The organism is Nonomuraea sp. WAC 01424 (assembly GCF_003947315.1).
GTDB lineage: Bacteria > Actinomycetota > Actinomycetes > Streptosporangiales > Streptosporangiaceae > Nonomuraea > Nonomuraea spiralis.
In genome coordinates this window covers 53,955-79,296 of sequence record NZ_QHHZ01000026.1, presented here as the reverse complement: position 1 = coordinate 79,296, position 25,342 = coordinate 53,955, and the positions used below count along the sequence as shown (strand labels likewise).

At 71.4% G+C, this 25,342-nt stretch carries 25 protein-coding genes; 13 read left to right on the top strand and 12 right to left on the bottom strand.

The genetic code is table 11. The annotated features are described in order from the left end of the window. Positions 1-30 precede the first annotated feature (30 nt). Positions 31-2,934 (top strand): BTAD domain-containing putative transcriptional regulator, encoded by a 2,904-nt coding sequence (locus DMB42_RS48415; protein ID WP_125647597.1) that lies wholly within the window; start codon positions 31-33, stop codon positions 2,932-2,934. Positions 2,935-3,105: 171 nt separating this feature from the next. Further along, positions 3,106-4,122 carry an acyl-CoA desaturase gene (locus tag DMB42_RS48410; RefSeq protein ID WP_260478378.1) on the top strand — a complete coding sequence of 339 codons (1,017 nt, stop codon included), beginning with the start codon at positions 3,106-3,108 and terminating at the stop codon, positions 4,120-4,122. A 3-nt stretch (positions 4,123-4,125) separates the two neighbouring features. Here DMB42_RS48410 and DMB42_RS48405 read toward each other — a convergent pair whose 3' ends face one another. Then, the gene (locus DMB42_RS48405) at positions 4,126-4,341 is read right to left on the bottom strand and encodes a hypothetical protein (protein ID WP_125647592.1); all 216 of its coding nucleotides are present in this window, start codon (positions 4,339-4,341) and stop codon (positions 4,126-4,128) included. A 47-nt stretch (positions 4,342-4,388) separates the two neighbouring features. On the opposite strand from DMB42_RS48405, the gene DMB42_RS48400 reads away from it, so the two are divergent. From DMB42_RS48400 to DMB42_RS48385, 4 genes are all read left to right on the top strand, one after another. Further along, positions 4,389-5,510 (top strand): sensor histidine kinase, encoded by a 1,122-nt coding sequence (locus DMB42_RS48400; RefSeq protein WP_260478377.1) that lies wholly within the window; start codon positions 4,389-4,391, stop codon positions 5,508-5,510. Further along, positions 5,507-6,175, top strand: coding sequence for a response regulator transcription factor (locus tag DMB42_RS48395; RefSeq protein ID WP_125647586.1), 669 nt, complete (start codon positions 5,507-5,509; stop codon positions 6,173-6,175). Before DMB42_RS48400 ends, DMB42_RS48395 begins: the two co-directional genes overlap by 4 nt. A gap of 97 nt (positions 6,176-6,272) precedes the next feature. Further along, on the top strand, positions 6,273-7,526 hold the full coding sequence (locus DMB42_RS48390; RefSeq protein ID WP_125647583.1) for a cytochrome ubiquinol oxidase subunit I: 1,254 nt from the start codon (positions 6,273-6,275) through the stop codon (positions 7,524-7,526). 9 nt (positions 7,527-7,535) lie between these two features. Beyond that, positions 7,536-8,276, top strand: coding sequence for a cytochrome d ubiquinol oxidase subunit II (locus DMB42_RS48385; protein WP_125647580.1), 741 nt, complete (start codon positions 7,536-7,538; stop codon positions 8,274-8,276). Positions 8,277-8,323: 47 nt separating this feature from the next. Here the strand turns inward: DMB42_RS48385 and DMB42_RS48380 are convergent, their stop codons facing one another. Genes DMB42_RS48380 through DMB42_RS48370 form a run of 3 tightly spaced genes read right to left on the bottom strand, consistent with a single transcriptional unit; the run spans position 8,324 to position 11,610 of the window. Next, the gene (locus tag DMB42_RS48380) at positions 8,324-10,075 is read right to left on the bottom strand and encodes a bifunctional UDP-sugar hydrolase/5'-nucleotidase (RefSeq protein WP_125647577.1); all 1,752 of its coding nucleotides are present in this window, start codon (positions 10,073-10,075) and stop codon (positions 8,324-8,326) included. 25 nt (positions 10,076-10,100) lie between these two features. Further along, positions 10,101-10,874, bottom strand: coding sequence for an alpha/beta fold hydrolase (locus tag DMB42_RS48375; RefSeq protein ID WP_125647574.1), 774 nt, complete (start codon positions 10,872-10,874; stop codon positions 10,101-10,103). Between the two features lie 10 nt (positions 10,875-10,884). After that, positions 10,885-11,610, bottom strand: a complete 726-nt coding sequence (locus DMB42_RS48370; protein ID WP_125647571.1) for an SDR family NAD(P)-dependent oxidoreductase — start codon at positions 11,608-11,610, stop codon at positions 10,885-10,887. A gap of 67 nt (positions 11,611-11,677) precedes the next feature. Here DMB42_RS48370 and DMB42_RS48365 point away from each other — a divergent pair, with 67 nt between their 5' ends. Continuing rightward, positions 11,678-12,271, top strand: coding sequence for a TetR/AcrR family transcriptional regulator (locus DMB42_RS48365; RefSeq protein WP_125647568.1), 594 nt, complete (start codon positions 11,678-11,680; stop codon positions 12,269-12,271). A 4-nt stretch (positions 12,272-12,275) separates the two neighbouring features. Here DMB42_RS48365 and DMB42_RS48360 read toward each other — a convergent pair whose 3' ends face one another. Beyond that, positions 12,276-13,940 (bottom strand): alpha-amylase family protein, encoded by a 1,665-nt coding sequence (locus DMB42_RS48360; protein ID WP_125647565.1) that lies wholly within the window; start codon positions 13,938-13,940, stop codon positions 12,276-12,278. Between the two features lie 208 nt (positions 13,941-14,148). On the opposite strand from DMB42_RS48360, the gene DMB42_RS48355 reads away from it, so the two are divergent. Next, positions 14,149-14,610, top strand: coding sequence for a MarR family winged helix-turn-helix transcriptional regulator (locus tag DMB42_RS48355; protein WP_125647562.1), 462 nt, complete (start codon positions 14,149-14,151; stop codon positions 14,608-14,610). Between the two features lie 17 nt (positions 14,611-14,627). Here DMB42_RS48355 and DMB42_RS48350 read toward each other — a convergent pair whose 3' ends face one another. Further along, positions 14,628-15,608, bottom strand: a complete 981-nt coding sequence (locus DMB42_RS48350; RefSeq protein ID WP_125647559.1) for an aldo/keto reductase — start codon at positions 15,606-15,608, stop codon at positions 14,628-14,630. A 62-nt stretch (positions 15,609-15,670) separates the two neighbouring features. On the opposite strand from DMB42_RS48350, the gene DMB42_RS48345 reads away from it, so the two are divergent. Then, on the top strand, positions 15,671-16,549 hold the full coding sequence (locus DMB42_RS48345; protein ID WP_125647556.1) for a LysR family transcriptional regulator: 879 nt from the start codon (positions 15,671-15,673) through the stop codon (positions 16,547-16,549). 22 nt (positions 16,550-16,571) lie between these two features. Here DMB42_RS48345 and DMB42_RS48340 read toward each other — a convergent pair whose 3' ends face one another. Beyond that, a complete protein-coding gene (locus DMB42_RS48340) occupies positions 16,572-17,090 on the bottom strand; it encodes a GNAT family N-acetyltransferase (RefSeq protein WP_125647553.1) in 519 nt (172 codons plus the stop codon). 164 nt (positions 17,091-17,254) lie between these two features. Between DMB42_RS48340 and DMB42_RS48335 the strand changes: the two genes are divergently transcribed. Together DMB42_RS48335 and DMB42_RS48330 are read left to right on the top strand one after the other, a co-directional pair. Beyond that, complete coding sequence (locus DMB42_RS48335) at positions 17,255-17,455, top strand: EF-hand domain-containing protein (RefSeq protein WP_125647551.1); 201 nt, start codon at positions 17,255-17,257, stop codon at positions 17,453-17,455. Between the two features lie 63 nt (positions 17,456-17,518). Then, positions 17,519-18,703 carry a helix-turn-helix domain-containing protein gene (locus DMB42_RS48330; protein ID WP_260478376.1) on the top strand — a complete coding sequence of 395 codons (1,185 nt, stop codon included), beginning with the start codon at positions 17,519-17,521 and terminating at the stop codon, positions 18,701-18,703. A gap of 39 nt (positions 18,704-18,742) precedes the next feature. On the opposite strand, the gene DMB42_RS48325 is transcribed toward DMB42_RS48330, so the two are convergent. Next, the gene (locus DMB42_RS48325; RefSeq protein ID WP_125647548.1) at positions 18,743-20,029 is read right to left on the bottom strand and encodes a hypothetical protein; all 1,287 of its coding nucleotides are present in this window, start codon (positions 20,027-20,029) and stop codon (positions 18,743-18,745) included. Positions 20,030-20,225: 196 nt separating this feature from the next. Further along, positions 20,226-20,831 (bottom strand): hypothetical protein, encoded by a 606-nt coding sequence (locus DMB42_RS48320; RefSeq protein WP_125647545.1) that lies wholly within the window; start codon positions 20,829-20,831, stop codon positions 20,226-20,228. A 179-nt stretch (positions 20,832-21,010) separates the two neighbouring features. Here DMB42_RS48320 and DMB42_RS48315 point away from each other — a divergent pair, with 179 nt between their 5' ends. Beyond that, on the top strand, positions 21,011-22,249 hold the full coding sequence (locus DMB42_RS48315; protein ID WP_125647542.1) for an MFS transporter: 1,239 nt from the start codon (positions 21,011-21,013) through the stop codon (positions 22,247-22,249). Here the strand turns inward: DMB42_RS48315 and DMB42_RS48310 are convergent. The 3 genes from DMB42_RS48310 to DMB42_RS48300 are packed head-to-tail and all read right to left on the bottom strand — an operon-like array spanning position 22,241 to position 24,611. Continuing rightward, positions 22,241-22,717 (bottom strand): hypothetical protein, encoded by a 477-nt coding sequence (locus DMB42_RS48310; protein WP_125647539.1) that lies wholly within the window; start codon positions 22,715-22,717, stop codon positions 22,241-22,243. The two genes, DMB42_RS48315 and DMB42_RS48310, sit on opposite strands and share 9 nt — an antisense overlap. 57 nt (positions 22,718-22,774) lie before the next feature. Beyond that, positions 22,775-23,929, bottom strand: a complete 1,155-nt coding sequence (locus DMB42_RS48305; protein WP_125647536.1) for an FAD-binding oxidoreductase — start codon at positions 23,927-23,929, stop codon at positions 22,775-22,777. 40 nt (positions 23,930-23,969) lie between these two features. Then, the gene (locus DMB42_RS48300) at positions 23,970-24,611 is read right to left on the bottom strand and encodes a hypothetical protein (protein WP_125647533.1); all 642 of its coding nucleotides are present in this window, start codon (positions 24,609-24,611) and stop codon (positions 23,970-23,972) included. Positions 24,612-24,691: 80 nt separating this feature from the next. Between DMB42_RS48300 and DMB42_RS48295 the strand changes: the two genes are divergently transcribed. Then, positions 24,692-25,321, top strand: a complete 630-nt coding sequence (locus tag DMB42_RS48295) for a helix-turn-helix domain-containing protein (protein WP_125647530.1) — start codon at positions 24,692-24,694, stop codon at positions 25,319-25,321. The last annotated feature ends 21 nt before the right edge of the window (positions 25,322-25,342 follow it).

Sequence of the window (25,342 nt, the reverse complement as noted above, 5' to 3'; positions counted from 1 at the left end):
CCCGGTCCGTACGGTGCGTACGGTAGGGGCATGCGGATCGGGGTTCTGGGGCCGCTCCAGGTGGCTGGGGCCGAGATCGGCGGCGCCCGCGTACGCGCCCTGTTCGTACGGCTGGCGCTCGACCCCGGCCGGGTGGTGACGGCCGACCGGCTGATCGACGACCTGTGGCCCGGCGAGCCGCCCGCGCATCCGACGGCCGCGTTGCAGTCCCTGGTGTCGCGGGCCCGCCGGGAGGCCCCCGGGCTGATCGCCTCCCATCCCGCGGGCTACCTGCTGGACGTGCCGCCCGCCGAGGTGGACTCGTGGGCGTTCGAACGGCTGGTACGGGCCGGTGACCCGCGCGGCGCGCTGGCGCTCTGGCGCGGGCCCGCGCTGGCGGACGCGGCCGGTCTGCAGTTCGCCGCCGCGCCCGCGGCCCGCCTGGAGGAACTGCGCCTCACGGCCCTCGCCACCGCGATCGCCGCCGACCTGACGACCGAGCAGGAGGGCGAGGGCGGCGGGCCGGGGCTGGTGGCCGAGCAGGGGGGCGTGTCGGAGGGCGGCGGGCCGGGGTTGGTGGCCGAGTTGGAGGGGCTGGTCGCGGCGCATCGGCTGCGGGAGCCGTTCCATGCCCTGCTCATGCGGGCGTTGGTGGCGCGGGGGCGGCGGGGCGAGGCACTGAAGGTCTTCGAGCGCATCAGGGCCGATCTCGCCGCGGAGCTGGGCGTCGACCCCGGCCCCGAGCTGCGCGAAGCCCATCTGGCGGCGGTGCGGGAGCCCGCTCCCGCACCGCGGGGCAACCTGCCCGCCCGGCTCACGAGTTTCGTCGGCCGTTCCGGCGACGTCGCGAGGCTCCGGGAGCTGCTGGGCGGCCAGGACGCGCGGCTGGTCACGCTCGTCGGCCCCGGCGGCGTGGGCAAGACCCGCCTGGCCGTGGAGGCGGCGTCGGCGCTCGACGTGCCGGACGGGGTGTGGCTGGTCGAGCTGGCCTCCGCCGCCGGGGTGCGGGCGGCCGTCGAGAGCGTGCTGAGAACGACCGACGTGATATGTGCGCTGCGCGGCACCTCGCCCCTCATCGTCCTGGACAACTGCGAGCACGTCGTCGAGGAGGCCGCCGTGGTCGCGCGGTGGCTGCTGTCGGAGGTCTCCGGGCTGCGCGTCCTGGCCACCAGCAGGGAGCCGCTCGACGTCCCCGGCGAGACGCTGCACCCGGTGCGGCCGCTGCCCGAGGCCGTCGAGCTGCTCAGGGAGCGGGCCGCGGCGGCCAGGCCGGGGCTTGGGCTGGGCGAGGCGGACGCGGCGCGCATCTGCGGCGAGCTCGACGGCATCCCGCTGGCGATCGAGCTGGCCGCCGCCCGGCTGCGTACGATGCCGGTGTCCGTACTGGTCCGGCAGCTCGGCGACCGGCTGGCCTTCCGCGGGGGCCGTACGTCGGAGCCGCGTCACCGCACGCTGCGCGACGTCATCGACTGGAGCTGGAACCTGTTGTCGGCGCGCGAGCGCGAGCTGCTGCGCGGGCTGACGGTCTTCTCCGGCGGCGCGACGTACGAGGCCGTCGCGGAGATCTGCGGCGGCGACCCTGACGATCTCGCCTCGCTCGTGGACAAGTCGCTCATCTCCGTCTCCGGCGACCGCTACGTGATGCTGGCCACCATCAGGCAGTACGCCGCCGCCGACCTGCCCGCCCTCAGGCAGGCCCACGCCGGCTACTACACGCGGCTGGCCGAGACCGCCGAGCCCCACCTGCGTACGGGCGAGCAACTCGCGTGGCTGGAGGTGCTGGACGCCGAGCAGGACAACCTCGACGCCGCCCTGCGTCACTCCGACGACCCGCTCAGGCTGGTGCTGCCCCGGTTCTGGCCGTGGATCATGCGCGGGCGGCGGCGGGAGATGAGCGAGCAGGCGGCGGCCGTGTTGCGCCGTACCGGCGAGGTGCCCCCGCCGGGGCGCGAGCTGGCGCACGGGCTGTGCCGGGTGCTCACGGGCGGCGAGCCGTCCCCGGCCGTGCTCGACTCCGACCATCCGGCCGCGCTCAACTTCTGGGCCATGAGCGGCGCGCAACGCCCGCCCGGCGACGTCGTCGAGCTCACCGAGCACACCGTCGAACGCCTGCGCGACTCCCCCGACCCGTGGACGCGCTCGGCCGCGCTGCTGGTCGGCGGCATCGTCCGGTTCGAGTACGGCGCGGTGGCCGGCGCCGAGGACCTGCTCGGCCCGGCGCTCGACGGCTTCCGCCGCACCGGCGACCGCTGGGGCCAGTGGGCCGCGCTCTACTGGCTCTCGCTGGTCGCCGAGAACCGGGGCGACTTCGCCGCCGCGCTCGCCCTGGCCGAGGAGCCCGGACGCCTGGCCACCGAGTTGTCGGGGCTGGACGCGCCGCTCGGCCCGATGACGTTCCTGCTGCGGCTGGGCCAGCTCAGGGCGCGGGCGGGCGACCACGAGGGGGCCGCGGCCACGCTGGAGGAGGCGTGGTCATCGGCGCTGCGGGCCGACGACGCCGTGACCCAGGCCAGGGTCCTGCACGCCCGTGCCGAGCTGGCCCGGCGTACCGGCGACAGGGCGCGGGCGGCCCGGCTGCTCGACCGGGCGCTGTCGCTCGGCAGCGGGGAGGGGCCGGCGCAGTTCAGGGCGTTCATGCACGTCGAGCTGGCCCGTGTGGCGGAGCCGGGGCCGCCGCTGCGCGCGGCTCTGGAGCTGATGGAGACCTGCGGTGACCGGACGGCCCGCGCGACCGTGCTCGAAGGCGTGGCCGAGCACCTGCGGCCCCGGGCGGCGGCCGAGCTGCTCGGCGCGGCCCGCGCGCTGCGCGGCGTCGGCGACTCCGCCGATCCCCTGCTGGCCGCGCTGGACGGGCGGTGCCGGTCCGCGCTCGGCCCGGACGCCTTCCACGACGCCCTGACCAGGGGAGCCGCGCTGCCGTCCCCGGAGCGACACGCGCTCGGACTGCTCGCCTGAGAGCGTCCTGCGCACGGCATCCCGTCACCGCACGTAAGGTCGGGGAAGGGGCCGCGGAACCGACGACGAAACCCCTGGTTCGCGGCAGTCCGGATGAGCACAGAACACCTTCCGGTTTCGCGGCGAATACGCCAGGGTTGTGGCAACTTTCACCGCAATGTGAGGAGATCTGTGGCCAATCCAAGTGTGGTCGACACCCGGGGCAGTGACTTCGCCCGACTAGCCCGCCGAATCTCGGACGCCGGTCTCCTCGACCGGCGTCCCGTTTATTACGCGGTGCGGCTCAGCATCGTCGTCGTCGCGTACCTCGGTTGCTGGGCGCTGTTCGCCTGGGTGGGCGACTCGTGGTGGCAACTCCTCGTCGCGGTGGCGCTGGCCGTGGTCTTCGCGCAGATCGGCTTCGTCTCCCACGACCTGGGCCACCGGCAGGTGTTCAGGACGCGGCGGCCGAGCGACGTGACCGGGCTGCTTCTGGGCAACCTCGGCATCGGCCTGGGCTGGGGATGGTGGACCAGCAAGCACAACCGCCACCACGCCAACCCCAACCACGAGGACCACGACCCCGACGTCTCGCCCGCGGTCATCGTCTGGTCGACCGAACAGGTGGAGCGCAGCAGCGGCCTGCCCCGCTTCCTCGCCAGACACCAGGCGTTCTGGTTCTTCCCGCTGCTCACCCTGGAGGCCTGGCACCTGCACGTGGCCAGCTTCAAGGCGCTGCTCGCGCCCGCGACCAAGCGGCCGTGGATGGAGCTGGTGCTGCTGACCGGGCACGTCGTGCTCTACTTCGGCGCGGTCTTCACCGTGCTGCCGTTCGGCAAGGCCCTGGTGTTCCTGGTCGTCCATCAGGGGCTGTTCGGCCTCTACCTGGGCTCGACGTTCGCGCCCAACCACAAGGGCATGCCCGTCCTGACCAAGAACGACAAGCTGGACTTCCTCCGCAAGCAGGTGCTGACCTCCCGCAACGTCAGGGGCGGCCTGTTCACCGACGTGGCGCTCGGCCAGCTCAACTACCAGATCGAGCACCACCTGTTCCCGAACATGCCCGCGCCCAACCTGCGCAAGGCGCAGCCCATCGTCGAGCGTTACTGCGCCGAGGTCGGCGTCAGCTACCTGCAGACCGGGCTCTTCGACTCCTACGGCCAGGCCCTGCGCCACCTGCACGAGGTGGGCGCGGCGCTGCGCCGCTGACCCTCACCCCTCTTCCTTGACCCGCCTCTCCAGATCGGCACGGCGCCGTTCGAGCTCGGCGATCAGCTCGGACTGCTCGTCGGCCTGGGCGATCATGGCCGAGATCTCGATCTGGTCGGTCGCGCCCATGTCGCCCACCTGGTCGCGCACCTCCTGGTTCTCCGCCTTCAGCCGGGCCAGGTCCGCTTCGACCTGCCGGAGCTCATCCTTTGTACTCATCCCGACCAACTACCCCATCAGCCGCGTGACCATACAGAATGGAGCACATGCGCAGGTTGTCGGCGAGCACCACGGTGTCACTCGTGGTGGTCGCCGTGGTGCTGGCCGGCACGCTGGTCGCCGCGTTCACCAGCGGCCGGACCCCCAACGTGCTCGATGTGGTGCTGCCGGTCGTCTCGTGCGGCGCGCTGATGTTGCGGCGGCGCCTCCCGGTCGCGTCGCTGATCGTGGTCGTCGTGTCGGTGTCGGTCTACTACCCGTTCGCCCGGCTTGACGGGCCCCTGATCGTCCTGGTGTTCGTGGCCCTCTACACCGCCGCGGACCAGGGCAGGCTGGTCGCCGCCATCGCCACCGGGGCCGCGGTGTTGCTGGCCATGGGGTTCGGCGAGGCCCGCGGGGTCCGGCACGTGGACGACAGCATGTTCGGCGCGATCACCGGCTGGGTGGTGGCGGCGATCGCGTTCGGCGGGGTCACCAGGAACCGGCGGGCGTACCTGCTGGAGGCGCAGCAGCGCGCGCTGGACGCCGAGCACTCCAAGGAGGAGGAGGCCAGGCGGCGCGAGAGCGAGGAGCGGCTGCGCATCGCCAGGGAGCTGCACGACGTGCTCGGGCACAACATCTCCATGATCAACGTGCAGGCGTCGGCCGCGCTGCACGGGCTCGCCAAGCGTCCGGAGAAGGCCGAGGCCGCGCTGCGGACGATCAAGGAGACCAGCAAGGAGACGCTGCGCGAGCTGCGTACCACGCTCGGCGTACTGCGCCAGGTGGACGAGGACGCGCCGACCGCGCCCGCGGGCAGCCTGGCGCGGGTGCCGGAGCTGGTGGCGACGTCGGGGCTGGAGGTCGCCACCGACCTGTCCGGGCCGCTCGACGCGCTGCCGACCGAGGTCGACCTGGCCGCCGCCCGCATCATCAGGGAGTCGCTGACGAACGTCGCCCGCCATTCCGGTACGAAGAAGGCCACGCTCACGGTCAGCAACTCATCCGGAAATATCATGATCCGGGTGGATGATGACGGCCCGGGCGCCACGTACACCGATGGCAGCGGTTTCGGCCTCCAGGGCATGCGCGAGCGCGCCACCGCGCTCGGCGGCGACCTGGAGGCGGGCCCGCGCCCCGAGGGCGGCTTCCGCGTCGTCGCCCGCCTGCCACTGAACGGAGCACGATGATCCGCGTACTGCTCGCCGACGACCAGACCCTGGTACGAGCCGGGTTCCGGTCGATCCTCTCCGACGAGGACGACATCGAGGTCGTCGGCGAGGCCGCCACCGGCGCGGCGGCCGTGGCGGGAGCCCACGAGCACCGGCCCGACGTCGTGCTCATGGACATCCGCATGCCCGAGCTCGACGGTCTGGAGGCCACCCGGCGCATCGCGGGCGATCCGCGGCTCGACGGCGTCAAGGTCATCATCCTGACCACCTTCGACCTCGACGACTACGTCTACGGCGCGCTGCGCGCCGGCGCGGGCGGGTTCCTGGTCAAGGACACCGAGCCGGCCGAGCTGATCCACGCGGTCCGGGTCGTGTCCAGGGGCGACGCGCTGATCTCGCCCTCGGTGACGCGGCGGCTGATCGCGGAGTTCGCCGGCCGCGTCAAGCGTCCGGAGCCGGGCCCCGAGCTCAACGCGCTCACCGAACGCGAACGCGAGGTCATGGGCCTGGTGGCGGCCGGGCTGTCCAACGACGAGATCGCCGCCCGGCTCGTGCTCAGCCCCGCCACGGCGAAGACGCACGTCAGCCGCATCATGACCAAGCTCGGCGTGCGCGACAGGGCCCAGCTCGTGATCATCGCCTACGAGGCCGGGATGATCACGCCGGGCTGGCTTACATCCTGAGTCGTACGACTTTAGTGATCTTCGACCCGGGGTTGTACGCCGGATTGCAGACCGGAGCATGACGCGGCGGAGCAGCCCGTAACGCCAAGCTTTCGGCATGGACACCGTCGACCTCGCCCGGCTGCAGTTCGCGCTCACCGCGGGCGCGCACTTCCTCTTCGTCGCGCTGACGCTCGGCCTGGCGACGCTGGTGGCCGCCGTCCAGACCTGGGCCACGTTCAGCGGCAACCCCGTCCACCTGCGGATGACGAGGTTCTGGGGCCAGCTCTACATCATCAACTACGCGATGGGCATCGTCACCGGGCTGGTCATGGAGTTCCAGCTCGGCCTGTCGTGGAGCGGCCTGACGGAGTACGCGGGCAACGTCTTCGGCGCCTCGCTGGCGATCGAGACGCTGGTGGCCTTCTTCGTCGAGTCCACGTTCCTGGGGCTGTGGATCTTCGGCTGGAACCGGCTCAACCGCTGGGCCCACCTGGCGCTGATCTGGGTCGTCACGCTGACCGCCTACGCCTCGGCGTTCTGGATCATGATCTCCAACGGCTTCCTGCAGAACCCGGTCGGCTACGCCCTCGACGGCGACACGCTGCGGCTCACCGACTTCGGGGCGCTGGTCGCCAACCCGGCCGCGCTGGTCGCGTTCGGCCACGTCCTGGGCGGCGCGATGATCGTCGGCGGGTTCTTCATGGCCGGGGTGAGCGCCTACCACCTGCGCCGGCGCACGGCCGAACACGACCTGTTCAGGAAGTCGTTGCGCATCGGCGTCGGCCTCGCGCTGCCGGCCACGTTCGTCACGGTGACGTTCGGCGGGCTCGGGTTCGCGACGCTGCAACCGTCCAAGGCCGCGGCCTGGAGCGGCGGCGCCGAGCGGCTGGCCGCCGTGCAGGCGGAGGCCGCGGCCGCGTACGGGCCGGGCGACTACCTGCCTCCGGCCGGCTGGGTGCAGGCGGCCGGGATCACGATGATGATCCTCTGGGTGGTGATGACGGTCGTGGCGGGTCTGAGCCTGCTGCTGATGCTCTTCCGGCCGGTCGTACGCAGGTTCCGGGCGTGGCACTGGCTGCTGACGCTGATGATCCCCGTGCCGTTCGTCACCATGCTCGCCGGGTGGACCTTCCGCGAGCTGGGGCGCCAGCCCTGGGTGGTCTACGGGCTGCTGCGGACGTCCGAGGCCATGTCGCCGGTGACGGCGGGCCAGATGCGGTTGTCGCTGACGGCGTTCGTCTCGGTGTTCGCGGTGCTGATCGGGGTCAACTACTGGCTGCTGGCCAGGGCGGCCAGACGCGGGCCGGGCGCGGTGGCGCTCGGCGACAGCCCGGTCGAGACCGCCGCCCCCGCCGTCCCCGCCTTCTGAGGAACGATCATGGAAATCTTCGTCCTGGCCTTCTTCGCGCTCGGCTACCTCGTCCTGGGCGGGGCCGACATCGGGGTCGGCATGGCCCTGCCCTACCTCGGGCGGTCGGCGGGTGAGCGGCGCGAGGTGATCGCCGCGATCGCGCCCTTCTTCCTCGGCAACGAGGTGTGGCTGGTGGCCTCGGCCGGGGTGCTCGCGGGGCTCTTCCCCGACCTGGAGGGCCGGCTGCTGAGCGGGAACTACGTGGTGGTCGTCGCGCTGCTGCTGTCGTGGGTGGTCAGGGACATGGGCCTGTGGTTGCGGGGGCGAGTGCCCGGCGCGCGGTGGCAGGCGTTCTGGGACGGCGCGACCGTGGCCGGGAGCTGGGGTCTGGCGCTGAGCTGGGGGTTGCTGCTCGGCGAGGTGCTGCTCGGCATCGAGGGGCCGCTCGTGTCGCTGGCCGCGCTGGCGGTGGCGGCGTTGTTCGCGGTGCACGGGCTGGCGTTCGCGGCGCTGGGGCTGCGCGGGCCGTTGCGGGAGCGGGCCACGGTGTTGTCCGGCGGAGCGGGCGAGGGCCGCACCTACGCGCTGACGGCCGGCGCGCTGCTGGTGGTCGGGGTGCTGGCCGGGAGCCGGCTGCCGCTGGAGCCAGGGTCGTCGGGGGCGGTGCTGGTGCCGGTGGTCCTCGTCCTGATCCCGCTGCTGGTGGCCTCGCAGGGGTGGGTGTGGTGGACGTTCAGGCACCGGGTGACCGGCCCGTCGTACCTGTGACAGGGCGGGCACCCAGGCCGGGCACCCGCCCTGTCACGGACGGCGGCTCAGAACAGCGGAGCCCCGTCGCGGGTCAGCTTCCAATTGGCGGAGGCGAAGTCGGCGGGGTTGATCGTGCCCTTGGCGGTGGCGTACTCGATCAGCGCCTGGCGGATCTCCACCTGCGCGTTGTACAGCACAGGAGCGCTGGTGACGTGCGGGAAGCCGCCACCGCCCGACTGGCGGTAGTTGTTGATCGCGACCACGAACTCCTTGCCGGCCGGGATCGGCGCGCCCTCGAACGTGAGGTTGGCGATGCGCTGCCCGGCGGGCTTGGCCACGTCGATGTCGTACGACACGCCCGAGAGCTGGTCGTAGTTGTAGTCCGGGGTGTTGGCGGCGTTCGTCAGCTTGGTGACGTCCACCGGGTCGCCCGGGTTGAGCTGGTTGAAGTACCGGGCCGAGTACTCCAGATAGTCCTTGATCTGGGCGCCGGTCAGCTTGATCGCCAGCAGCGTGTTGTCGTAGACGTAGAGCCCGGCCACATCCCTGACGCGCACGTCACCGGCGGGGAAGACCGCGGTGCGGCTGAACGGCGCGGCGATGGACAACACCGGCAGCGTGTTGTCCGGCAGGGCCGCCTTCACGGTCTCGGTCTGCACCTGCTGGATGTAGTCGAGGATCGGCGTGTCCTTGTACGGCGACTCGGCCGCCGACAGTTCCTCGGCCGACTTGGCGACGACCTTGTTGACGTAGCCGATCGTGGTGTCGTGCTGCGGCTTCAGCAGCGAGACGATCTTCGGGTCCTCCGTGACCGTGTTGGTGTTGAGGGTGGCGGAGGTCTTCCCGGTCACGACCCACTTGCCGCGCTGCTTGGTGAGGGTGAAGTCGAGCCGCGACAGCCGCTGGCCCCACTTGCCCGGCTCGGTGAGCAGTACCTGCTGCCCGGTGACCTTGTTGGTCACAAAGCGCTGGGCGACCTCGTTGTGCGCGTGGCCGAACAGCACGGCGTCGATGCCCGGCACCTGCTCGGCGACCAGCGCCGAGGCGTTCTCCACCGGCAGGTCGGTGCCGTAGGAGGACATGCCGCTGTCGCCCGCGTGGGCGGTCACCACGACCACGTCCGCGCCGAGGCCGCGGATCACCGGCACCCACTTTCTGGCCGACTCGACCAGGTCGGTGAAGCGCAGCTTGCCCTCGACGTTCGCCTTGTCCCAGATGGCCACGCCCGGGTTGGTCAGGCCGAGCACGCCGACCTTGATCGGCTTGTCGCCCTTGACCTTCATCGTCTTGATCACGAACGGCTCGTACGCCGGCAGCCCGCTCTTGGCCTGCACCGCGTTCGCGCCCAGCACCGGCGCCCGCATCTGCTTGATCCAGGTGGCCAGCAGCGGCAGACCGTAGTTGAACTCGTGGTTCCCCAGGGTGACGGCGTCGTAGCCGATGGCGTTCATGGCCTTGGCCATCGGGTGGGTCCGGCCGGTCTCGGTGATCGGCTCGACCTTGGCGTAGTAGTACGCCAGCGGCGTGCCCTGGATGGTGTCACCCGAGTCGAACAGCAGCGTGTGGTCCGCCCCGCGCTCAGCCCTGACCTTGTTGACCAGCGACGACACCTGCGCCAGGCCGATGGTGTTGCCCTGCTTGTCGGAGTAGGCGGCGTCCTTGAAGTAGTCCCAGTTGAGGGCGTTGCTGTGGATGTCCGACGTCCCCATCACGGTTACGGTGACGCTCTTGTCCCCGTTCGCGTGGGCGGGCAGCGCCACCAGGGCCAGCGCCGCCACCGCGGCGGCCCCGGAGACGGCGAGCTTCTTGGTCTGCATGTGCCTGGAGGGTAACCAGGACAAATTACTCGTTGGTTACGAAATCGCGGATCAGGGCTGTCACCTCGGCGGGACGTTCGTGCAACACCACGTGGCCGCTGTCCAGCTCGGCGTACCGGCTGCCGGGCAGCGCGGCGTGCAGGGCGCGGGCGTGCTCGACCGGGACGAGGTGGTCCTGCGTGCAGCCGATGACCAGTGTGGGCGCGGTGATCGCGGGCAGCAGGTCCCGGATGTCGGTCCTGAGGTCCAGTTCGATCTGGCGTACGGTGCCGGGCGGCGGGTCGCCGGCCAGCATCGCCTTCAGGCCGTCCTCGCCCAGGCCGCTCACGAAGGCCGGGCTGAAACCGACCAGCGGGCCGTACGCCGTGTAGCTCTCGGGGTCGGTGGCCGCCAGGCGCGCCCAGGTGTGCAGGCCGAGCTGGAGGCGGGGGTCGCCGGCGTGCGTCCAGCCCGCGATCAGCACCAGCCGCCTGACCAGCTCGGGATACCGGGCCGCGAGCCCGGCCGCCACCACGGCGCCCAGCGAGAAGCCGACGAGGTCGGACGGGCCGCCTTCGGGGAAGGTCGCCGCGACCTGTTCGATCAGCAGGTCGAGCGTGAGGTCGCCACCGGGGTCGGTGGTCTCGCCGCTGCCCGCGTAGTCGGGGGTGATCACCGTGCGGATGTCGGCGAGGTTCGGGACGAGGTGGGCGTAGTTGGTGGCGGCGTCGCCGCCGGTGCCGTGCACCATGACCAGGCCGGGGCCGCTGCCCGCCCGGTTGAAGTGCACGTGACCGCCGTCGTGGATGACCGAGGGCATGATCTGTCTCCTAGAGGTTTCCGCCGCCGGTGGCGTCGAGGGTGGTGCCGGTGATGAAGCTCGCCTCGGGCGAGGCGGCGAACGCGACCACGTTCGCGATCTCCTCGGGCAGGCCGATCCGGTTGAGCGCGTGCCTGCTCGCCGCGTACGCGAGGGCCTCGGGGTTCCCCCGCAGCCAGCCCGCGTTGACGTCGGTGTCGATGATGCCGGGCGCGACGTTGTTGACCGTGATGCCACGCGGGCCCAGCTCCTTGGCCAGGGCCAGCGTGAACACCTGCACCGCGCCCTTGGTCATCGAGTACCCGATGGCCTCGGGGAAGGCGATGCGGGCCACGCCGGAGGTGATGTTGACGATCCGGCCGCCGTCCGGGATCAGCGGCAACACCTGCCGGGTGAGGAAGAACAGGCCCTTGACGTTGACCGCGAACAGCCGGTCGTAGCCCTCCTCCGTCTCCTGCGCGAGGGGCTTGGACGTGCCGATGCCCGCGTTGTTGACCAGCACGTCGAGCACGTCCGTCTCGTCGGCCACCCGCTCGGCGAGCCGGGCGACGTCCTCGGGCACACCCAGGTCCGCCCGGACGGCGACCGCGTTCGCCCCGATCAGCCTCACGACCTCCTCGGCCGCCGCCGCGTCCCTGGCGTAGTTGACGATCACGCGGAACCCGTCCTTGGCGAGGCGCAGCGCGATGGCGCGGCCGATCCCCCTGCCGGCACCCGTGACCAGGGCAGTCTTCATCGCTCGAACCCTTTCTTTAGCGATCGATACAGAAACAATAACATAGCGATCGCTATAGAATGTGGACATGGCCAGGCAACGAGCTTTCGACAGGGACACCGCACTGGAGAGCGCGCTGCGCGCGTTCTGGCGGCACGGCTACGAGGCGACCTCGATCGCCGAGCTGACCGCCGCCATGGGCATCAAACCCCCCAGCCTGTACGCGGCCTTCGGCGACAAACGGCGGCTGTTCGAGGAGGCGGTACGGCGCTACCAGCAGACCTACGGCGCCTTCACCACCAGGGCGCTGGCCGAGGAGCCCACCGGCCGGCAGGCCATCGAGCGTGTGCTGCGCGAGTCCGCGGCCGAGTACGCGGACGCGGGCCACCCGCCCGGCTGCCTGATCATCAGCGCGGCGGTGAACTGCGGGCCCGAGTCCGCCGAGGTGGAGGAGCTGCTGCGCGGGTTCAGGGAGAAGGCCAAGGCGGCGCTGCGGGGACGGATCGACGACGACGTCGCGGCCGGCCGCCTGGCCCCCGGCACCGACACGGGAGCCCTGGCCACCTACTTCGCCTCGGTGATCCAGGGCATGTCCACGCAGTCACGCGACGGCGCCCCCTACGCCGACCTGCTGAGCATCGCCGAGCTCGCCATGTCGGCCTACCCGCCCCCCGCGCCCTGAGCCTTCACTGCGACATGACCGAGGCGTCCTCCGGGGGCAGCTCGGGAGGGGAAGCACGCAGCCAGCGGCAACCGTGCGGATCCAGCGCGAGCTTGACCGTGCCGTCGGACGACACCTTCAGCGTGCCGTCCACCAGCAGGTCCGTGAGGTCGCAGTGCTCCAGGCCGTCCAGTCGCAGCTCGACGTCCCTGGCCGTGTCGCACAGGTTGTGGGCGACCACGACCGTCGCGCCGTCGGCGTCGCAGCGGTGCACGAAGACCGCGTCGTCACCGGCGTCCAGCACGGTGTACTGCCCCCACGCCAGCTCAGGGCACTCGCGATACCGCTCGATGAGCAACTGGAACCAGCGCAGCAGCGAGTCGGTGTCCCGTCGCTGGTCGGCCACGTTCACCCGGTCGGGCGCGAAGGAGCCCTCCGGGACCTCGCGGACCGTGTCGGGAGACTGGCTGAAGCCGCCGTCCTCGGACCACTGCATGGGGATGCGGACCGCCAGCCGCCCCTCCTCGTCGAGGTTCTCCCCCATGCCGATCTCCTCGCCGTAGAAGATCACGGGGGTGCCGGGGAGGGAGAACAGCAGGCTGTAGGCCATCTTGACGCGCCGCAGGTCCCCGCCGAGCATCGTCGGCAACCTCCGGCGCAGGCCGCGACCGAAGATCTGCATGTCCTTACGGGGGCCGAACGCCTCGAAGATCTCCTGGCGTTCCTCCTCGGTGAGCTTGTCGAGGGTCAGCTCGTCGTGGTTGCGCAGGAACATCGCCCACTGGCAGTCCTTGGGAGCACGGGGACGGTCCTTCAAGGCGTCCATCAGGGGACGGGCGCTGTTGCGGGCCAGGGAGAGCCAGCTGTTCTGCATGCCGATGAAGTCGAAGCACATGGTGAGCTGGTCACCGAGCCCCTCACCGAAGAACCGCAATAAGTCCCGGTACGGGAGGTTGACCTCGCCCAGCAGGATCGAGCCGCCCTTGCGCCTGGTCATGAACGCCCGCAGGTCCGCCAGGAACTCGTGCGGGTCGGCCAGCTCGGGGGCGACGTTCTCAATGAGGAACGGCACGGCGTCCACGCGGAAGCCCGCCAGCCCGAGCTCCATCCAGAAGCCGAGGATGCGGGTGATCTCGTCCCTGACCTCGGGGTTGCCGACGTTCAGGTCCGGCTGGTGGCGGTAGAAGCTGTGCAGGTAGTACTGGCCGCTGCCCTTGTCGTACTGCCAGACGGAGTTCTCCTTGTCGGGGAAGACCACCTGCTTGGGGTCGTCGGGCTCCGGTTTGTCGGACCAGACGTACCAGTCGCGCATCGGCGAGTCCTTGCTCCTGCGCGACTCCTTGAACCATGGGTGCTGGTCGGAGGTGTGGTTGACGACCAGGTCCGCGATCACCCGCAGGCCCCTGTCGTGGGCGGTCCGCATGAACTCCACGAAGTCGCCCAAGGTCCCCAGGCGGGGGTCGATGCTGTAGAAGTCGGTGATGTCGTACCCGTCGTCCCGGTTGGGGGTGGGGAAGAACGGCATCAACCACAGGCAGGTCACGCCGAGCCCCGCCAGATAGTCGATCTGCTGGGTCAAACCGCGGAAGTCGCCCACGCCGTCGCCGTTACCGTCCTTGAACGTCTCGACGTCCAAGCAGTACACGACGGCATTTTTCCACCACAGGTCAGAGGTGTACGTCAGTCGCATGGCGCCGTGCTACCCAGCTAAACGGGACAAATGCCCTTTTAATCGCCAAGCGCGAGCGCTGGGTGCGGACGGCAGCCCCGCCCCGGCCACGATCGCCGCCACCTCGGAGTCGGTCCAGGCGTTGAACTCCGCGTAACACCGGGCCACCGAGCGCGTGCTCGTGCGCACAATAGTTCGCTAGCCGAACTGTTTATGCTAAACTGATCTTATGGCCAAGCACGAGGAGCAGTTGGGAGTCGTCCCCGCCCTGGTGCGGTCGACCTTCCTGGTCAACGCCGTCTACGCCGAGTCCGCCCGCGAGTACGGGCTGACCTCCCAGCAGGGCCAGCTCCTGTGCGTGCTGATGGCGCAGCCGTACGGGATGAGCGAGCTGGGCGCGATGTTGCGCCTGGCCAAGTCCAGCCTCACCGAGCTGGTCGACCGTACCGCGCAGCGCGGCATGGTGCGCCGCGAGCCCAACCCCAAGGACCGTCGCGCGGTCCAGGTCAAGCTGACCGAGCAGGGCGCCAAGCTCGCCGACGAGTTCTACACCGAGACCTGCCGGCGCATCGACGAGCTGCCCTCGGGGCTGGACGAGACCGAACGCGCCACCCTCGCCGACCTGCTCTCCCGCCTGGTACGCGACAACAACGCCCCGACGGTCTTCATCGAACGCAACGACGCCCCCTGACCGAGGCGCCCAGGCGCTCAGAGGAGGGTGCCGCCGGTCACCTCGAACCTGGTCAGCGCCTCGTCGATCCTGCTCAGGGTGTCCGCGTGGAGGACGAGGTCGGCGGCTGCCAGGTTCTCCTCGATGTGGGCCGGCGTGCGGCTGCCCGGGATCGCCACCACGTGCTCGTCCTGGTGCAGGAGCCAGGACAGGGCCAGTTGGGCGGGGCTGATGCCGAGGTTCGTGGCCAGGGTGCGGATCGGGGCGTAGCGGTCGTTGTTGCTCGCCAGGTTGTCCGCCGAGAACCGGGGCGCGTTGTGGCGGAAGTCGCCTTCGTCCAGCCGCTGCACCGTACCGGTGAGGAAGCCGTTGCCGAGGGGGCTCCAGGCGACCAGGCCGACACCCAGTTCGCGGGCCGTGGCCAGCAGTTCGGGGTCCACCGGGCGCCACATCGACCACTCGTTCTGCACGGCCGTCACGGGATGCACGGCGTGGGCGGCCCTGAGCTGGTCCGCCGTGACGTTCGACAGGCCGATGTGCCTGACCAGGCCGTCGCGCACCAGGTCCCCCATCGCGCCGGCCGTCTCCTCCAGCGGGACGCCCGGGTCCGGGTAGTGCAGGTAGTACAGGTCGATCACGTCGGTGTCCAGGTTGCGCAGGCTGCGCTCGGCGTAGCGGCGGACCAGGCGGGGTTCGGCGTTCACGCGGAGTTCGTTGAAGGCGTAGCCGACCGGGTACGAACGGCTCGGCTCGCCGTCCGGGATCGCCAGGCCGAACTTGGTGGCCACCACGACCTCGTCCCGGCGGCCCTTCAGGGCGCGGCCGACCAGGCGTTCGTTGTGGCCGTCCGGGCCGTAGGCGTCGCTGGTGTCGATATGGGTGGCGCCGCCGTCCAGTGCCGCCTGCAACGCCGTCTGCGCACGGGTGTCGTCGATGTCGCCGTACACACCGGGAGAGAGCACCATCGCGCCGAAACCGAGGGCGGGGACCTGCAGTGTTCCGAGCTCACGTGTCTTCATGCCGGAGATCGTGCCGCGCGGGGGCGGTCGGCGTCCAAGACCCTTTGCTATAACCAACGGTTATGGACGTGCACCTGCGGGAGCTCCGCTACTTCGTCGCGGTGGCCGAGGAGCTGAACGTGACGCGCGCCGCCGAGCGGCTCTTCGTCTCGCAGCCCGCCCTGTCCAAGCAGCTCAGGGTGCTGGAGCGGCAGCTCGGGTTCGCCCTGCTGGAACGCGTGCCCAGCGGCGTGACGCTGACCCGGCAGGGCGAGGCGCTGCTGCCCGTGGCACGGGAACTGCTCGAACGCTGGGCCGCCGGGGTGGAGACGGCGCGCGCCGCCGCCGCCACGGGGACGCTGGTCATCGGGATGCAGACGGCCGTCGGCAGGGGGTTGCAGCAGGAGGCGCTGCGGCTGTTCCGCCGGGCCCTGCCGGGCTGGGAGGTCTCGCTCCGGCTCGTGGGCTGGGACGACCCCAGCGGCGGCCTCGCCGACGGGTCCTCCGACGTGGCGTTCATCTGGCTGCCCGTGCCGCCGGGGCTGGAGACGTACGTGCTGGTCACCGAGGGGCGGGGGGTGGCGATGCCGGCCGACCACCGGTTGGCGGAGCTGGCCGAGGTCCCGTTCGCCGAGTTGCGGGACGAACCGTTCGTCGCGCTGCCCCCGGCCGCCGGCCCGCTGCGCGACTTCTGGCTCGCCCGGGACGCGCGGGACGACGATCCGGTCGTCGGCGTCACGGCGAACACGCCGGAGGAGGTGTTCGAGGCGGTGATCAGCGGGCTGGGCGTCGTGCTGGTGGCCGAGGGGAACGCGACGCTCTACAAGCGGCCGGGCATGGTCTACCGCCCGGTGGCCGGCCTGCCCCCGGGACAACTCGCCATCGCCTGGCGCCGGGGGGACGCCCGCCCCCAGGTCACCACCTTCGTGGACGCCCTCCGGCAGGCCGCCGCGAGGCCCTGACCCGGCGTACCCGTGCGTGTGGTCAGTCGAGCGGACGTCGGTACCGGACCTCGGTGAGCACGAAACCCCGGCTGTCGTCGTCCTTGACCACCCCGTCGTCGTGCCATCCGGCGGCCTCGTAGAACCGCCTGGCGCGCACGTTGGCGTCCAGGACCCACAGAACGGCCTGCCGGTAGCCGGCCCGGGTCAGCGCGGCGACGGCCGCGTCCATGAGCGCCCTGCCGATCCCCTGCCCCCAGCTCTCGGGCACGAGGTAGATCGTGGCGACCTCGGCCACGGACGCGCCGTCCTCGTCCTCGTCCCGTGCGGGCAGCAGCCCGGTGAACCCGACCACCTGCCCGTCGGCCTCGGCCACGAGGGTTCCCTCCCTGGGCCAGGCCGTACGGGCCGGCCATCGTTCCCACGCGGGCCGGCGGGCGGCCGCGTTCATGCCGTCGAGGTGGTCCTGCGGGACGAGCCCACGGTAGGCGGCCTGCCAGGACCGTACGTGGACCTCGGCGATCGCCCCCGCGTCGGCCGAGGTCGCCTGTCGAATACGCATCTGTACGTCGTACTCGTCAGATGACCCGGCTGTCGAGCCGTCGGAATGCGGAGGAGGGCGGATTTTGTCCCGATTCGATGTTCCGCCGAATTCATCGGCAGGTTCGGGGAAGTCGCCACTAAGGTCTGACCCGACGCACCGGTAACACCAGAAAGGCACCCCCAATGAGCGATCACGCCCTCACCTTCGACCTCATCGACGCCGACAAGGACGGCCGTATCTCCGCCGTCGAACTCGTCCGCCTGATGGAGGTGCTCGGCCAGCCCGTCACCTTGGAAGCCGCGCAGGAAGGCGTGCGAAAGCTGGACAAGGACGGCGACGGCCTGATTGACGTGGAGGAGTTCGGCGCGTTCTTCCAGAAATGACAAGAACAAGCTCTTGCTAGGCAAACTCTTGTCGCCTACGTCACAATGGCGACAGGAGGGACGATGGCCATCAAGAGTGACATCAGCGAAACCCGGCTCCCCGCGGACATCGTGAGAACGCTCAGGGCTGGCATCGGAAAGGTCTCGGCCGAGGTGATCGAGGAGATCCAGACCCGGATCCCCGAGTACGCCAGACCGACGGACGAGATCTACATCAAAGTCGTGAAGAAGGCGGTCGAGGAGGCCATCGACGGTTTCCTCGACCGTATCGAGAACCCGTGCGCCCCCTGGGACCCCGAGCCGTTCCGCATGATCGGCAAGGGCGAGGCGGCCGAGGGCCGCAACCTGGAGCCGCTGCAGGCGGCGATGCGGCTGGGCGCCCGGGTGAGCTGGCGGCGGCTGACGGAGATCGCCGACCCGCTCGGCCTGACCCCGCAGTCCCTGTACGACCTGGGCGAGGCCATCTTCGTCTACCTCGACCAGCTCGCCGACGCCGCCGCCGAGGGCTTCGACGAGGCCAGGGCGCACGCGTCCGGCGTGATCGAACGCCGCCGCAACCGCCTGCTCGACCTGCTGCTGAGCCGGCCGCCCGCCGCCCCCGAGGCCATCGCCGACCTGGCCAAGGCCGCCGGATGGCGGTTGCCCAGGACCGTCGCGGGCGTGGCGCTCGACGACCAGCACGGGACGTACCGGGCGCCCGCGCTGCCGCCCGACGTGCTCGGCGGGCTGGAGCGGCCCGCGCCCTGCCTGCTGGTGCCCGATCCGGACGGGCCGGGGCAGGCTCAGCTGCTCGACCACGCGCTGCGCGGCCGGCGTGCCGCGATCGGGCCGGCCGTACCGCTGGCCGCGGCGGCGACGTCCCTGAGGTGGGCGCGCGAGGCGCTGGAGTTGTCGCGGCGCGGCGTGTTGCCGAGCGGGCTGCTGCGCTGCGCCGACCACATGGCCGCGCTCGTGGTGTTCAAGGACGAGGAACTGGTCGGCTCCCTGGCCGAGGTACGCCTCGCACCCCTCGCGCACCTGCGGCCCGCCCAGCAGGACCGGCTGGCCGAGACGCTGCTCGCCTGGTTACGGCACGGCCGGGGCGCCGCGGAGGTGGCCGCCCGGCTGCACGTGCACCCGCAGACCGTGCGCTACCGGCTGCGGCAGCTCGAAGAGCTCTACGGCGACCAGCTCGCCGATCCCGACGTCAGGTTCGAGCTGGAGATCGTGCTCCGCGCCCGCCAGGCCCTCATCGCCGCCCGGCCCTGACCGCCCCCGGCCCGTCCGGTCGAGGGCGGACGTTCCAGGTCAGGCGGTGTGCAGGTAGACCTGGCCGAAGACCTCGGACAGGTTCTTGATGTCCGTGGCGACGTCGGTCTCGGGGCTGCTGTAGTCGTAGACGGTGGCCAGCCTCGGGCGTACGGTGCCGAGCTTCTTGAGCTGGTCCCAGGTGGCGTTGGCGGCCCACTTCTCGCCGTACACGCGGTTGACCTGGCCCTGCGCGTCCTGCCAGCGGCTCCACAGGACGACCGTCTCGGCGGCGTCGGCCTGGAGCGGGGCCGCGACGCGGTCGGTGATGGCCTGGGCGTCGTGCTCGGCGGTGAGCGCGGAGCTGCCGGCCGCGGTGAACCCGGCGTCTTCGGCCGCGATCTGCGCGTAGGCGTCCCAGGCGCGGGCGCGGACCTGGATCCACTGGTTGCGCTGGGCCTCCTTGGCGTCGATCTTCCAGGTGGCGTACTCGGTGGCGAGGTGGGCGGTGTCCAGGGTCAGCTGGTCGATCTGGCCGGCGGAGAGCCAGGCGCCGATGCGGGCGGGGTCCAGCAGCGGGTACTTCTTGGTCATCTCGGCCTTGCAGGCGTCGTTGGCGCCGCAGCCGAACAGCGGGACCACCGTGTGCGCGGCCAGCTTCTTGCCGGGCACGAGCTTGCGCAGCGCGGTCGTGGTCTCGGCGACGAACTTGTCCAGCTCCTCGGCCGTGGCGAAGGTCTGGTTGTAGCCGAGCTGCGAGGTGAACCTGATCCCGGCGACGCCGGGCTGCGCGGCCAGGCCAGCGACCTTCTTGGCGGCCTCCTCAAGCTTGCCCGCCTTGTAGTCGTCGGCCAGCTCGGTCTCGATCCACGTACGCAGGCCGGCCTGGACCGCGCTCTTCACGGCCTGGCCCGCGGGGCTCTCGGCGGCGGCGGTCTTGGCGGCGGCCGAGATCTCGTCGGGGTCGATGTAGCACTTCTGGCCGTCCTGGCAGTTGTCCGGCGTGCCGCCGTCCTCGGCGCCGTCCACGTCCGGGGAGCCGACGTCGTGCATCTCGCCGTCGCCCTCGGAGTCGGTCGCGCACTCGTTGCCCGCCTCGGTGCAGTCCACCACGATCTCGTGCATCGGGCCCGAGTCGATCATGTTCTTGCCGTCGTTCTCCAGCCAGAACCGGGCGATGTCGGCGGCCTCGTCGGGGGTGGCCAGCCAGCGGCAGACCACGTACGCCGGGGTGTCGCCGGACATCAGGTCGTTGCAGCCTCGTGGATCGTCCTCCGACCAGGCTGGAACTCCGACGCCGAGCAACGACAGGGCCAGTCCGATGACGAAGATCTTCCGCAGTCGCATGACGCCTTTACTCCCAAGGGGGGCGATCGTGGGCAGATAGCACAATATCTGGACGATCAACAACCTTCAATGAGATCCACGGCGATCCTCACGCCGCTCTCGACACGCGGTAGCCGTCCCAGTCGGGCGAAACTGTCGCGGCGCGCAGCCCGGAGCCGGGTCGCGCCGGCCGGCGTACGAGGGGTGGCCGGGATGCTCACGTGTCCACGTCCACCCAGGTCCAGCCCGATCCGTCGGGGTCCGCCCGCACCACCCTCGTACGGCCCCGCGTCACCCGCACCCAGCCGGGACGCGTCTCGGCCCGCCGCTCCACCGGGGAACTGCAGGGGCGTTTGAAAACAGGCACGTCTCCCCCTGAACCGGCGGACGGAAGCGGATCCTGCTCGACCACCGGAAGGCAGGACGACCGCCGGTGAACGGCCCTCACGAGACACCTCGCGACCAGCAACACCAGCGAGCCGATCACCCCGCCGGCCACCAACGCCATCCAGGGCAGCATGGCGCGCCCGTCCTTCGACCTCGTGGACCGGTACGCGGCCGGCAGCACCCGGAGCGGGCCGCCCACCGCGGGACGCCGGTACAGGACGGCGGCGTCGTACGAGGTGGCGGGGTGAGTGCGCGGGACCTCGAAGCCGCCGCCCATCCGTCCGAACGGCCCCGCCCCCAGGGGCACGGCGAGCACGGCCACCGCCAGGGTCAGCACCACCAGCATCCACCTGCCGCGACGGACCAGGCGACCCGCGGACTCCGACCAGGGCACCCTCGCCACCGGACGTCCCCCGCACGGCCGTGTGTCAGGCACGCCTGGCCTCCTCGCCGTCCACGGGAGCAAATTACGGGAGAAGCAGGCGCGATTCTTGCCAGCAAGCAGCACTTTTCCCGACATTTCCTGTCACCGCCATGACAAATATTGGGACGACACCACCCCGCGAATGACGGCAGAATGATGCAGATTTGACCGTTTTCGAGGGGACCAGCCCAGTGCACAGCTATCTCCACGATCTTGGGCTGCTCCGCGACCGCAAGTTCGCCCTGCTGCTGTCCGCACGGACCATCTCCGTGCTCGGCAGCGCCTTCGCGCCCGTGGCGCTCGCCTTCGGCGTGCTCGGCCTGCCGGGCGCGGACGCCACGACGTTGTCGGTGGTGCTCACCGCCCAGTCGCTGCCCATGATCGCGTTCATGCTGGTCGGTGGGGTGATCGCGGACCGGCTGCCACGGCAGCGGGTGATGATGGCCGGCGAGCTGCTCATGGCGCTGGGCTACTTCGCGCTGGCCGCGATGATGTTGTCCGGCTGGACCCCGCTGACCGCCATGGGTGTGGCGGCGGCGGCCACCGGCGTGGGCACCGCGATCATGTTCCCGGCGCTGAGCGGCATCATCCCCGAGGTCGTGCCCGCCGATCGGCTGCAGGCCGGGAACGTGCTGCTCGGGCTGGGCGCGAACGCCTCGCGCGTGGCCGGGGTGGTGCTGAGCGGCGGCACGGTGATGTTGTTCGGCGGCGGGTGGGCCCTGTTGGTCAGCGGCGCGATGTTCGCGCTGGCCGGGGTGCTGATCGCGATGCTGCGCCTGACCTCCGCCGAGCGCGCGCGGGCGGAGCGGCACTCGGTGCTGGCGGACCTGCGCGACGGGTGGCGGGAGTTCAGCTCCCGTCAGTGGCTCTGGGTGGTGGTCGCCCAGTTCTCGGTGCTGGTGATGGCGCTCCAGGCCGGGCACGGCGTGCTCGGGCCGCTGCTGGCCAAGGAGAGCCTGGGCGGTCCGGCGGCCTGGTCGGCGTTCCTGGCGGGCGAGGCCGTGGGGACGATCGCCGGGGTGCTGGTGTCGTTGCGGCTGCGTCCGAGCCGGCCGATCCTGCTCGGGACGCTGATCTGCCTGCCGACGGCGCTGCCGTACCTGCTGCTCGGGTTGGACGCGCCGCTGTGGGCGACCGTGGCGGGGGCGTTCGTGCTGGGTGTGTGCTTCGACGTGTTCGGCGTGTTGTGGCAGACGACGATGCAGCGGGAGGTGCCGCCGGAGTCGCTGTCGCGGGTCAGCTCGTACGACATGCTCGGGTCCCTGATGTTCGGGCCGATCGGGCTGATGCTGGCCGGTCCCGCGGCGAAGGTCTTCGGCACCGAGGGGGCGTTGCTCGGCTGCGCCGCCCTCGTCGTGCTGTCCACGCTCGCCGCGCTGCTCGCGCCCGGGGTGCGCAACCTGCGCGCGCCCGAGCCGGTCTCACGCTGACCGGAACCAGGCGTTCGCCCTCGGCTGGAACATCAGCGTCACGGCCCCGAGCACGGCCGTCAGATGCAGGGCGCGGCTGATCGTGAAGAGCCAGGCCACCGCGTCGGCCCCGGCGGCGGCCTCCGCGATCGAGCCGCCGTGCAGCAGCCACTGGACGGGCCCCACGACCAGCGACAACGTGCCGAACACGCCGAGCGTGACGGCCAGCGTCAGCCTGGCCCAATTGCTGCCCCCGCGCATCCGCAGCGCCAGGAGGACCGCCGCGGTGAAGACGGCCACCCGCAGACCGGCGCCGGGCAGCAGGTCGATGACAGAGGCGCCCTCGCTCAGCTCCCTGCCGACCGCGAGCACGGTCTCGAACACCCCCGCCGCGACGGCGGACAACCACAGCAGTGCGGCGGCGTGCACGACGGGCGGCGGGCCGGACGGCTGAGGCCGGCGGGACTTCTGGTCGAGTGCGGTGGTCATGGTGGGCTCCCTGTTCGTTCGGTTACAGGGGAAGTCTGCGTCGCGCGGGCGCGCGGATCACGCCCGCCGTCCCCCGAATCCTGGTGAGGCCGGCCCTACCCCGAGATCACCGCTCGTGCGCAGGCCGCGGGCGACGGCGCGCTCGTGGCCGAGCCCGAAGCGCGGCTCGGGCACGCGCTCGCCGTCGAGGATCGCGGCCACGTACGCGGCCAGGGCGGGGGCGTGCTTGAACCCGTGCCCGGAGTCGCCGCCGAGCAGCCACACGCCGGGCGACTCCTCGGCGATGATCCATTCCGCGTCGGGCGTGAGCGTGTACTGGCAGACCTGGCTGAACAACACCGGCGCGTCGGCCAGCGAGGGGAACCTGCGCCGCAGGTAGCCCCGGGCCTGCTCGACGGAGGAGGCGTCCACCACGCGGCTGCCGCCCTCCGGCTCGTACGGCCCCCCTTCCGCGTCGGACGTGGCCTTCATGCCCACCCCGTCCACGTCGCCGTGCCCGTAGACGGAGGCGCCGTAGTCCACCCAGGCGGGCGTCTCGGGGACCGACCACGCGGCGGGCACCGCGAAGTGCAGCGTGTCCTGCTTGGTCACCGCGACCGGTACGTCGAACAGGCCCGGCAGCCAGGCCCCGCACGCCCACACCACCCGGTCGGCCCGCCGGACCTCGCCGTCCACCTCGACCGCGCTCTCCCCGGGCACGGGCACGGCCCGCCCCCTGACCAGGCGTACGCCGGCCGCGAGGGCCAGCCCGGCGGTCGCCTGCGTGGCCCGCCTGGCCCTGAGCACGCCGGCGTGCGGCTCCCAGAGCAGGAAGCTCAGGTCGTCGCCGCGGTAGTCGGGGAAGAAACGCCGGCCGTCGGCCGGGTCGAGCACCTCGCCGGGGATGTCCAGGTTCTTCAGCACCCGGGCGCTGGCGTGCTCCCATCCGTCCGGCCGGCCCGCGAACCACACCATGCCCGACTCCAGGAACAACTCCTCGCCGGCCCGTTCGCCCAGCCGCCGCCAGCCCTCCCGCGCCTCCCAGGCCAGCCGCGCGTACCACTCGTCGTCGCCGTGCGCGCAGCGCAGGAGCCGCGTCTCGCCCGCGCTGGCTTGCCGTACGTGTCCGGGTTTGTGCTGTTCGACCAGGGTCACCTGCCAGCCGGTTTCGGCCAGCCGCAACGCCAAGGACGACCCCCATATACCGGCTCCGACCACAATGACCGATTTCATGGAACCACCGTGACCGCAGAACCCGCGCCCGCGCAAGGGCTCAAACGATGATCAACCGCACCACGACGCCCGCGCAGTTGCCCGCCACGCAGATGCGCACCGGCACCTCGGAGATGCCGGCCGCCTCGGGCACCCCGCCCACGTGACCGTCGGGGCCGATCGACACGCCCCCGGGCAGCTTGGCGTGGTCGGTCACGGTGAAGGTCGGGGTCACACCCTGCGGGCCGCCGTTGACACCGATCTCACCGTTGATCGTCGCGCCGACCCGGCCGGGGAAGGTCAGCTCGCGCGGCTCCCACGGCACGTTGCCGAACACGACGAGAGTGATGAGCTGCTCCTCGCACGACTCCCCGGCGCAGATCCGGACCGGGGCGATGAACGTGCCCACCCGCGAGGGCGTGCCGGTCAGGTGCCCGCCCGCGTCGATCCTGACCCCCACGGCGACGTAGCCGGCCCGGAAGGTCACCCCCTTGGCGACGGGCAGCAGCCACTGGCTCACCGAGATGCCCTGGGTGAGGTAGAAGGTGTCCTCGACCAGCCGCTCGCCCGCCGGATCTGCCGGCGGGTCGATGAGGGTCTCCCTCGCCATGTACGCGAGCGGCGTCGTGAGCGACGGCACGGCCGGCGGCAGGGCGCACAGGGCCAGCCCGGCAACCAGGAACAGCCACCTTTGCCGCATCATTACCCCCCGACGCTTCTCGTCCCTACGTACCCCCTCACCGTGCTCTTTCACTGGCCGCCCGCCACTCCATAATCGATGCCATGGCCGCCGAATCCGCCCAGACCCTCGAACGCGGGCTGCGCCTGCTTCGCCTGCTCGCCGACGGCAAGGGCGGGCGCACCCCGACCGAGCTGAGCACCGAGTTGTCACTGAGCCGGCCGGTGGTCTACCGGCTGCTGACGACGCTGCTGAACGAGGGGTTCGTCCGCCGGGACGCCGAAGGGCGGGTGCATCTGGGGTTCGGGCTGCTCGTGCTGGCCCAGGCCGTACAGCCGTTGTTGCGGGCGGCGGCGGTGCCGACGCTGCGGCGGCTGGCCGAGCAGGTGGGGGCGACCGCGCACCTGACGGTGGCCGAGGGCGACGACGGGCTGGCGGTGGCGGTGGTGGAGCCGTCCTGGACCGACATGCACGTGGCCTATCGCGAGGGGTCGCGCCATCCGCTGGCGAAAGGCGCGGCTGGCCGGGCGATCCTGGCCTTGCGCGAGGGGCGCGACGAATACCTCGTGACGGAGGGGCAGTTGCAGGAGGGGGCGCGGGGCATCGCCGCGCCCGTGACCGGACTGCCGTGGCTGGAGGCCTCGGTGGGGGTGGTGACGTTCGGACCGCTGGAGGAGGAGACGGGACCGCTCGTGGTGGCGGCCGCCGCCGAGCTGAGCGCGGCCCTGGGTTGACATCTCCACACCGATGGCAGA

What these genes read in the sequence shown, in the direction of transcription:
- DMB42_RS48415 (WP_125647597.1), top strand. Translation starts at nt 31, where the DNA reads ATGCGGATCGGGGTTCTGGGGCCGCTCCAGGTGGCTGGGGCCGAGATC.
- DMB42_RS48405 (WP_125647592.1), bottom strand. Translation starts at nt 4,341, where the DNA reads ATGAGTACAAAGGATGAGCTCCGGCAGGTCGAAGCGGACCTGGCCCGG.
- DMB42_RS48400 (WP_260478377.1), top strand. Translation starts at nt 4,389, where the DNA reads ATGCGCAGGTTGTCGGCGAGCACCACGGTGTCACTCGTGGTGGTCGCC.
- DMB42_RS48395 (WP_125647586.1), top strand. Translation starts at nt 5,507, where the DNA reads ATGATCCGCGTACTGCTCGCCGACGACCAGACCCTGGTACGAGCCGGG.
- DMB42_RS48390 (WP_125647583.1), top strand. Translation starts at nt 6,273, where the DNA reads ATGGACACCGTCGACCTCGCCCGGCTGCAGTTCGCGCTCACCGCGGGC.
- DMB42_RS48385 (WP_125647580.1), top strand. Translation starts at nt 7,536, where the DNA reads ATGGAAATCTTCGTCCTGGCCTTCTTCGCGCTCGGCTACCTCGTCCTG.
- DMB42_RS48380 (WP_125647577.1), bottom strand. Translation starts at nt 10,075, where the DNA reads ATGCAGACCAAGAAGCTCGCCGTCTCCGGGGCCGCCGCGGTGGCGGCG.
- DMB42_RS48375 (WP_125647574.1), bottom strand. Translation starts at nt 10,874, where the DNA reads ATGCCCTCGGTCATCCACGACGGCGGTCACGTGCACTTCAACCGGGCG.
- DMB42_RS48370 (WP_125647571.1), bottom strand. Translation starts at nt 11,610, where the DNA reads ATGAAGACTGCCCTGGTCACGGGTGCCGGCAGGGGGATCGGCCGCGCC.
- DMB42_RS48365 (WP_125647568.1), top strand. Translation starts at nt 11,678, where the DNA reads ATGGCCAGGCAACGAGCTTTCGACAGGGACACCGCACTGGAGAGCGCG.
- DMB42_RS48360 (WP_125647565.1), bottom strand. Translation starts at nt 13,940, where the DNA reads ATGCGACTGACGTACACCTCTGACCTGTGGTGGAAAAATGCCGTCGTG.
- DMB42_RS48355 (WP_125647562.1), top strand. Translation starts at nt 14,149, where the DNA reads ATGGCCAAGCACGAGGAGCAGTTGGGAGTCGTCCCCGCCCTGGTGCGG.
- DMB42_RS48350 (WP_125647559.1), bottom strand. Translation starts at nt 15,608, where the DNA reads ATGAAGACACGTGAGCTCGGAACACTGCAGGTCCCCGCCCTCGGTTTC.
- DMB42_RS48345 (WP_125647556.1), top strand. Translation starts at nt 15,671, where the DNA reads ATGGACGTGCACCTGCGGGAGCTCCGCTACTTCGTCGCGGTGGCCGAG.
- DMB42_RS48340 (WP_125647553.1), bottom strand. Translation starts at nt 17,090, where the DNA reads ATGCGTATTCGACAGGCGACCTCGGCCGACGCGGGGGCGATCGCCGAG.
- DMB42_RS48335 (WP_125647551.1), top strand. Translation starts at nt 17,255, where the DNA reads ATGAGCGATCACGCCCTCACCTTCGACCTCATCGACGCCGACAAGGAC.
- DMB42_RS48330 (WP_260478376.1), top strand. Translation starts at nt 17,519, where the DNA reads ATGGCCATCAAGAGTGACATCAGCGAAACCCGGCTCCCCGCGGACATC.
- DMB42_RS48325 (WP_125647548.1), bottom strand. Translation starts at nt 20,029, where the DNA reads ATGCGACTGCGGAAGATCTTCGTCATCGGACTGGCCCTGTCGTTGCTC.
- DMB42_RS48310 (WP_125647539.1), bottom strand. Translation starts at nt 22,717, where the DNA reads ATGACCACCGCACTCGACCAGAAGTCCCGCCGGCCTCAGCCGTCCGGC.
- DMB42_RS48305 (WP_125647536.1), bottom strand. Translation starts at nt 23,929, where the DNA reads ATGAAATCGGTCATTGTGGTCGGAGCCGGTATATGGGGGTCGTCCTTG.
- DMB42_RS48300 (WP_125647533.1), bottom strand. Translation starts at nt 24,611, where the DNA reads ATGATGCGGCAAAGGTGGCTGTTCCTGGTTGCCGGGCTGGCCCTGTGC.
- DMB42_RS48295 (WP_125647530.1), top strand. Translation starts at nt 24,692, where the DNA reads ATGGCCGCCGAATCCGCCCAGACCCTCGAACGCGGGCTGCGCCTGCTT.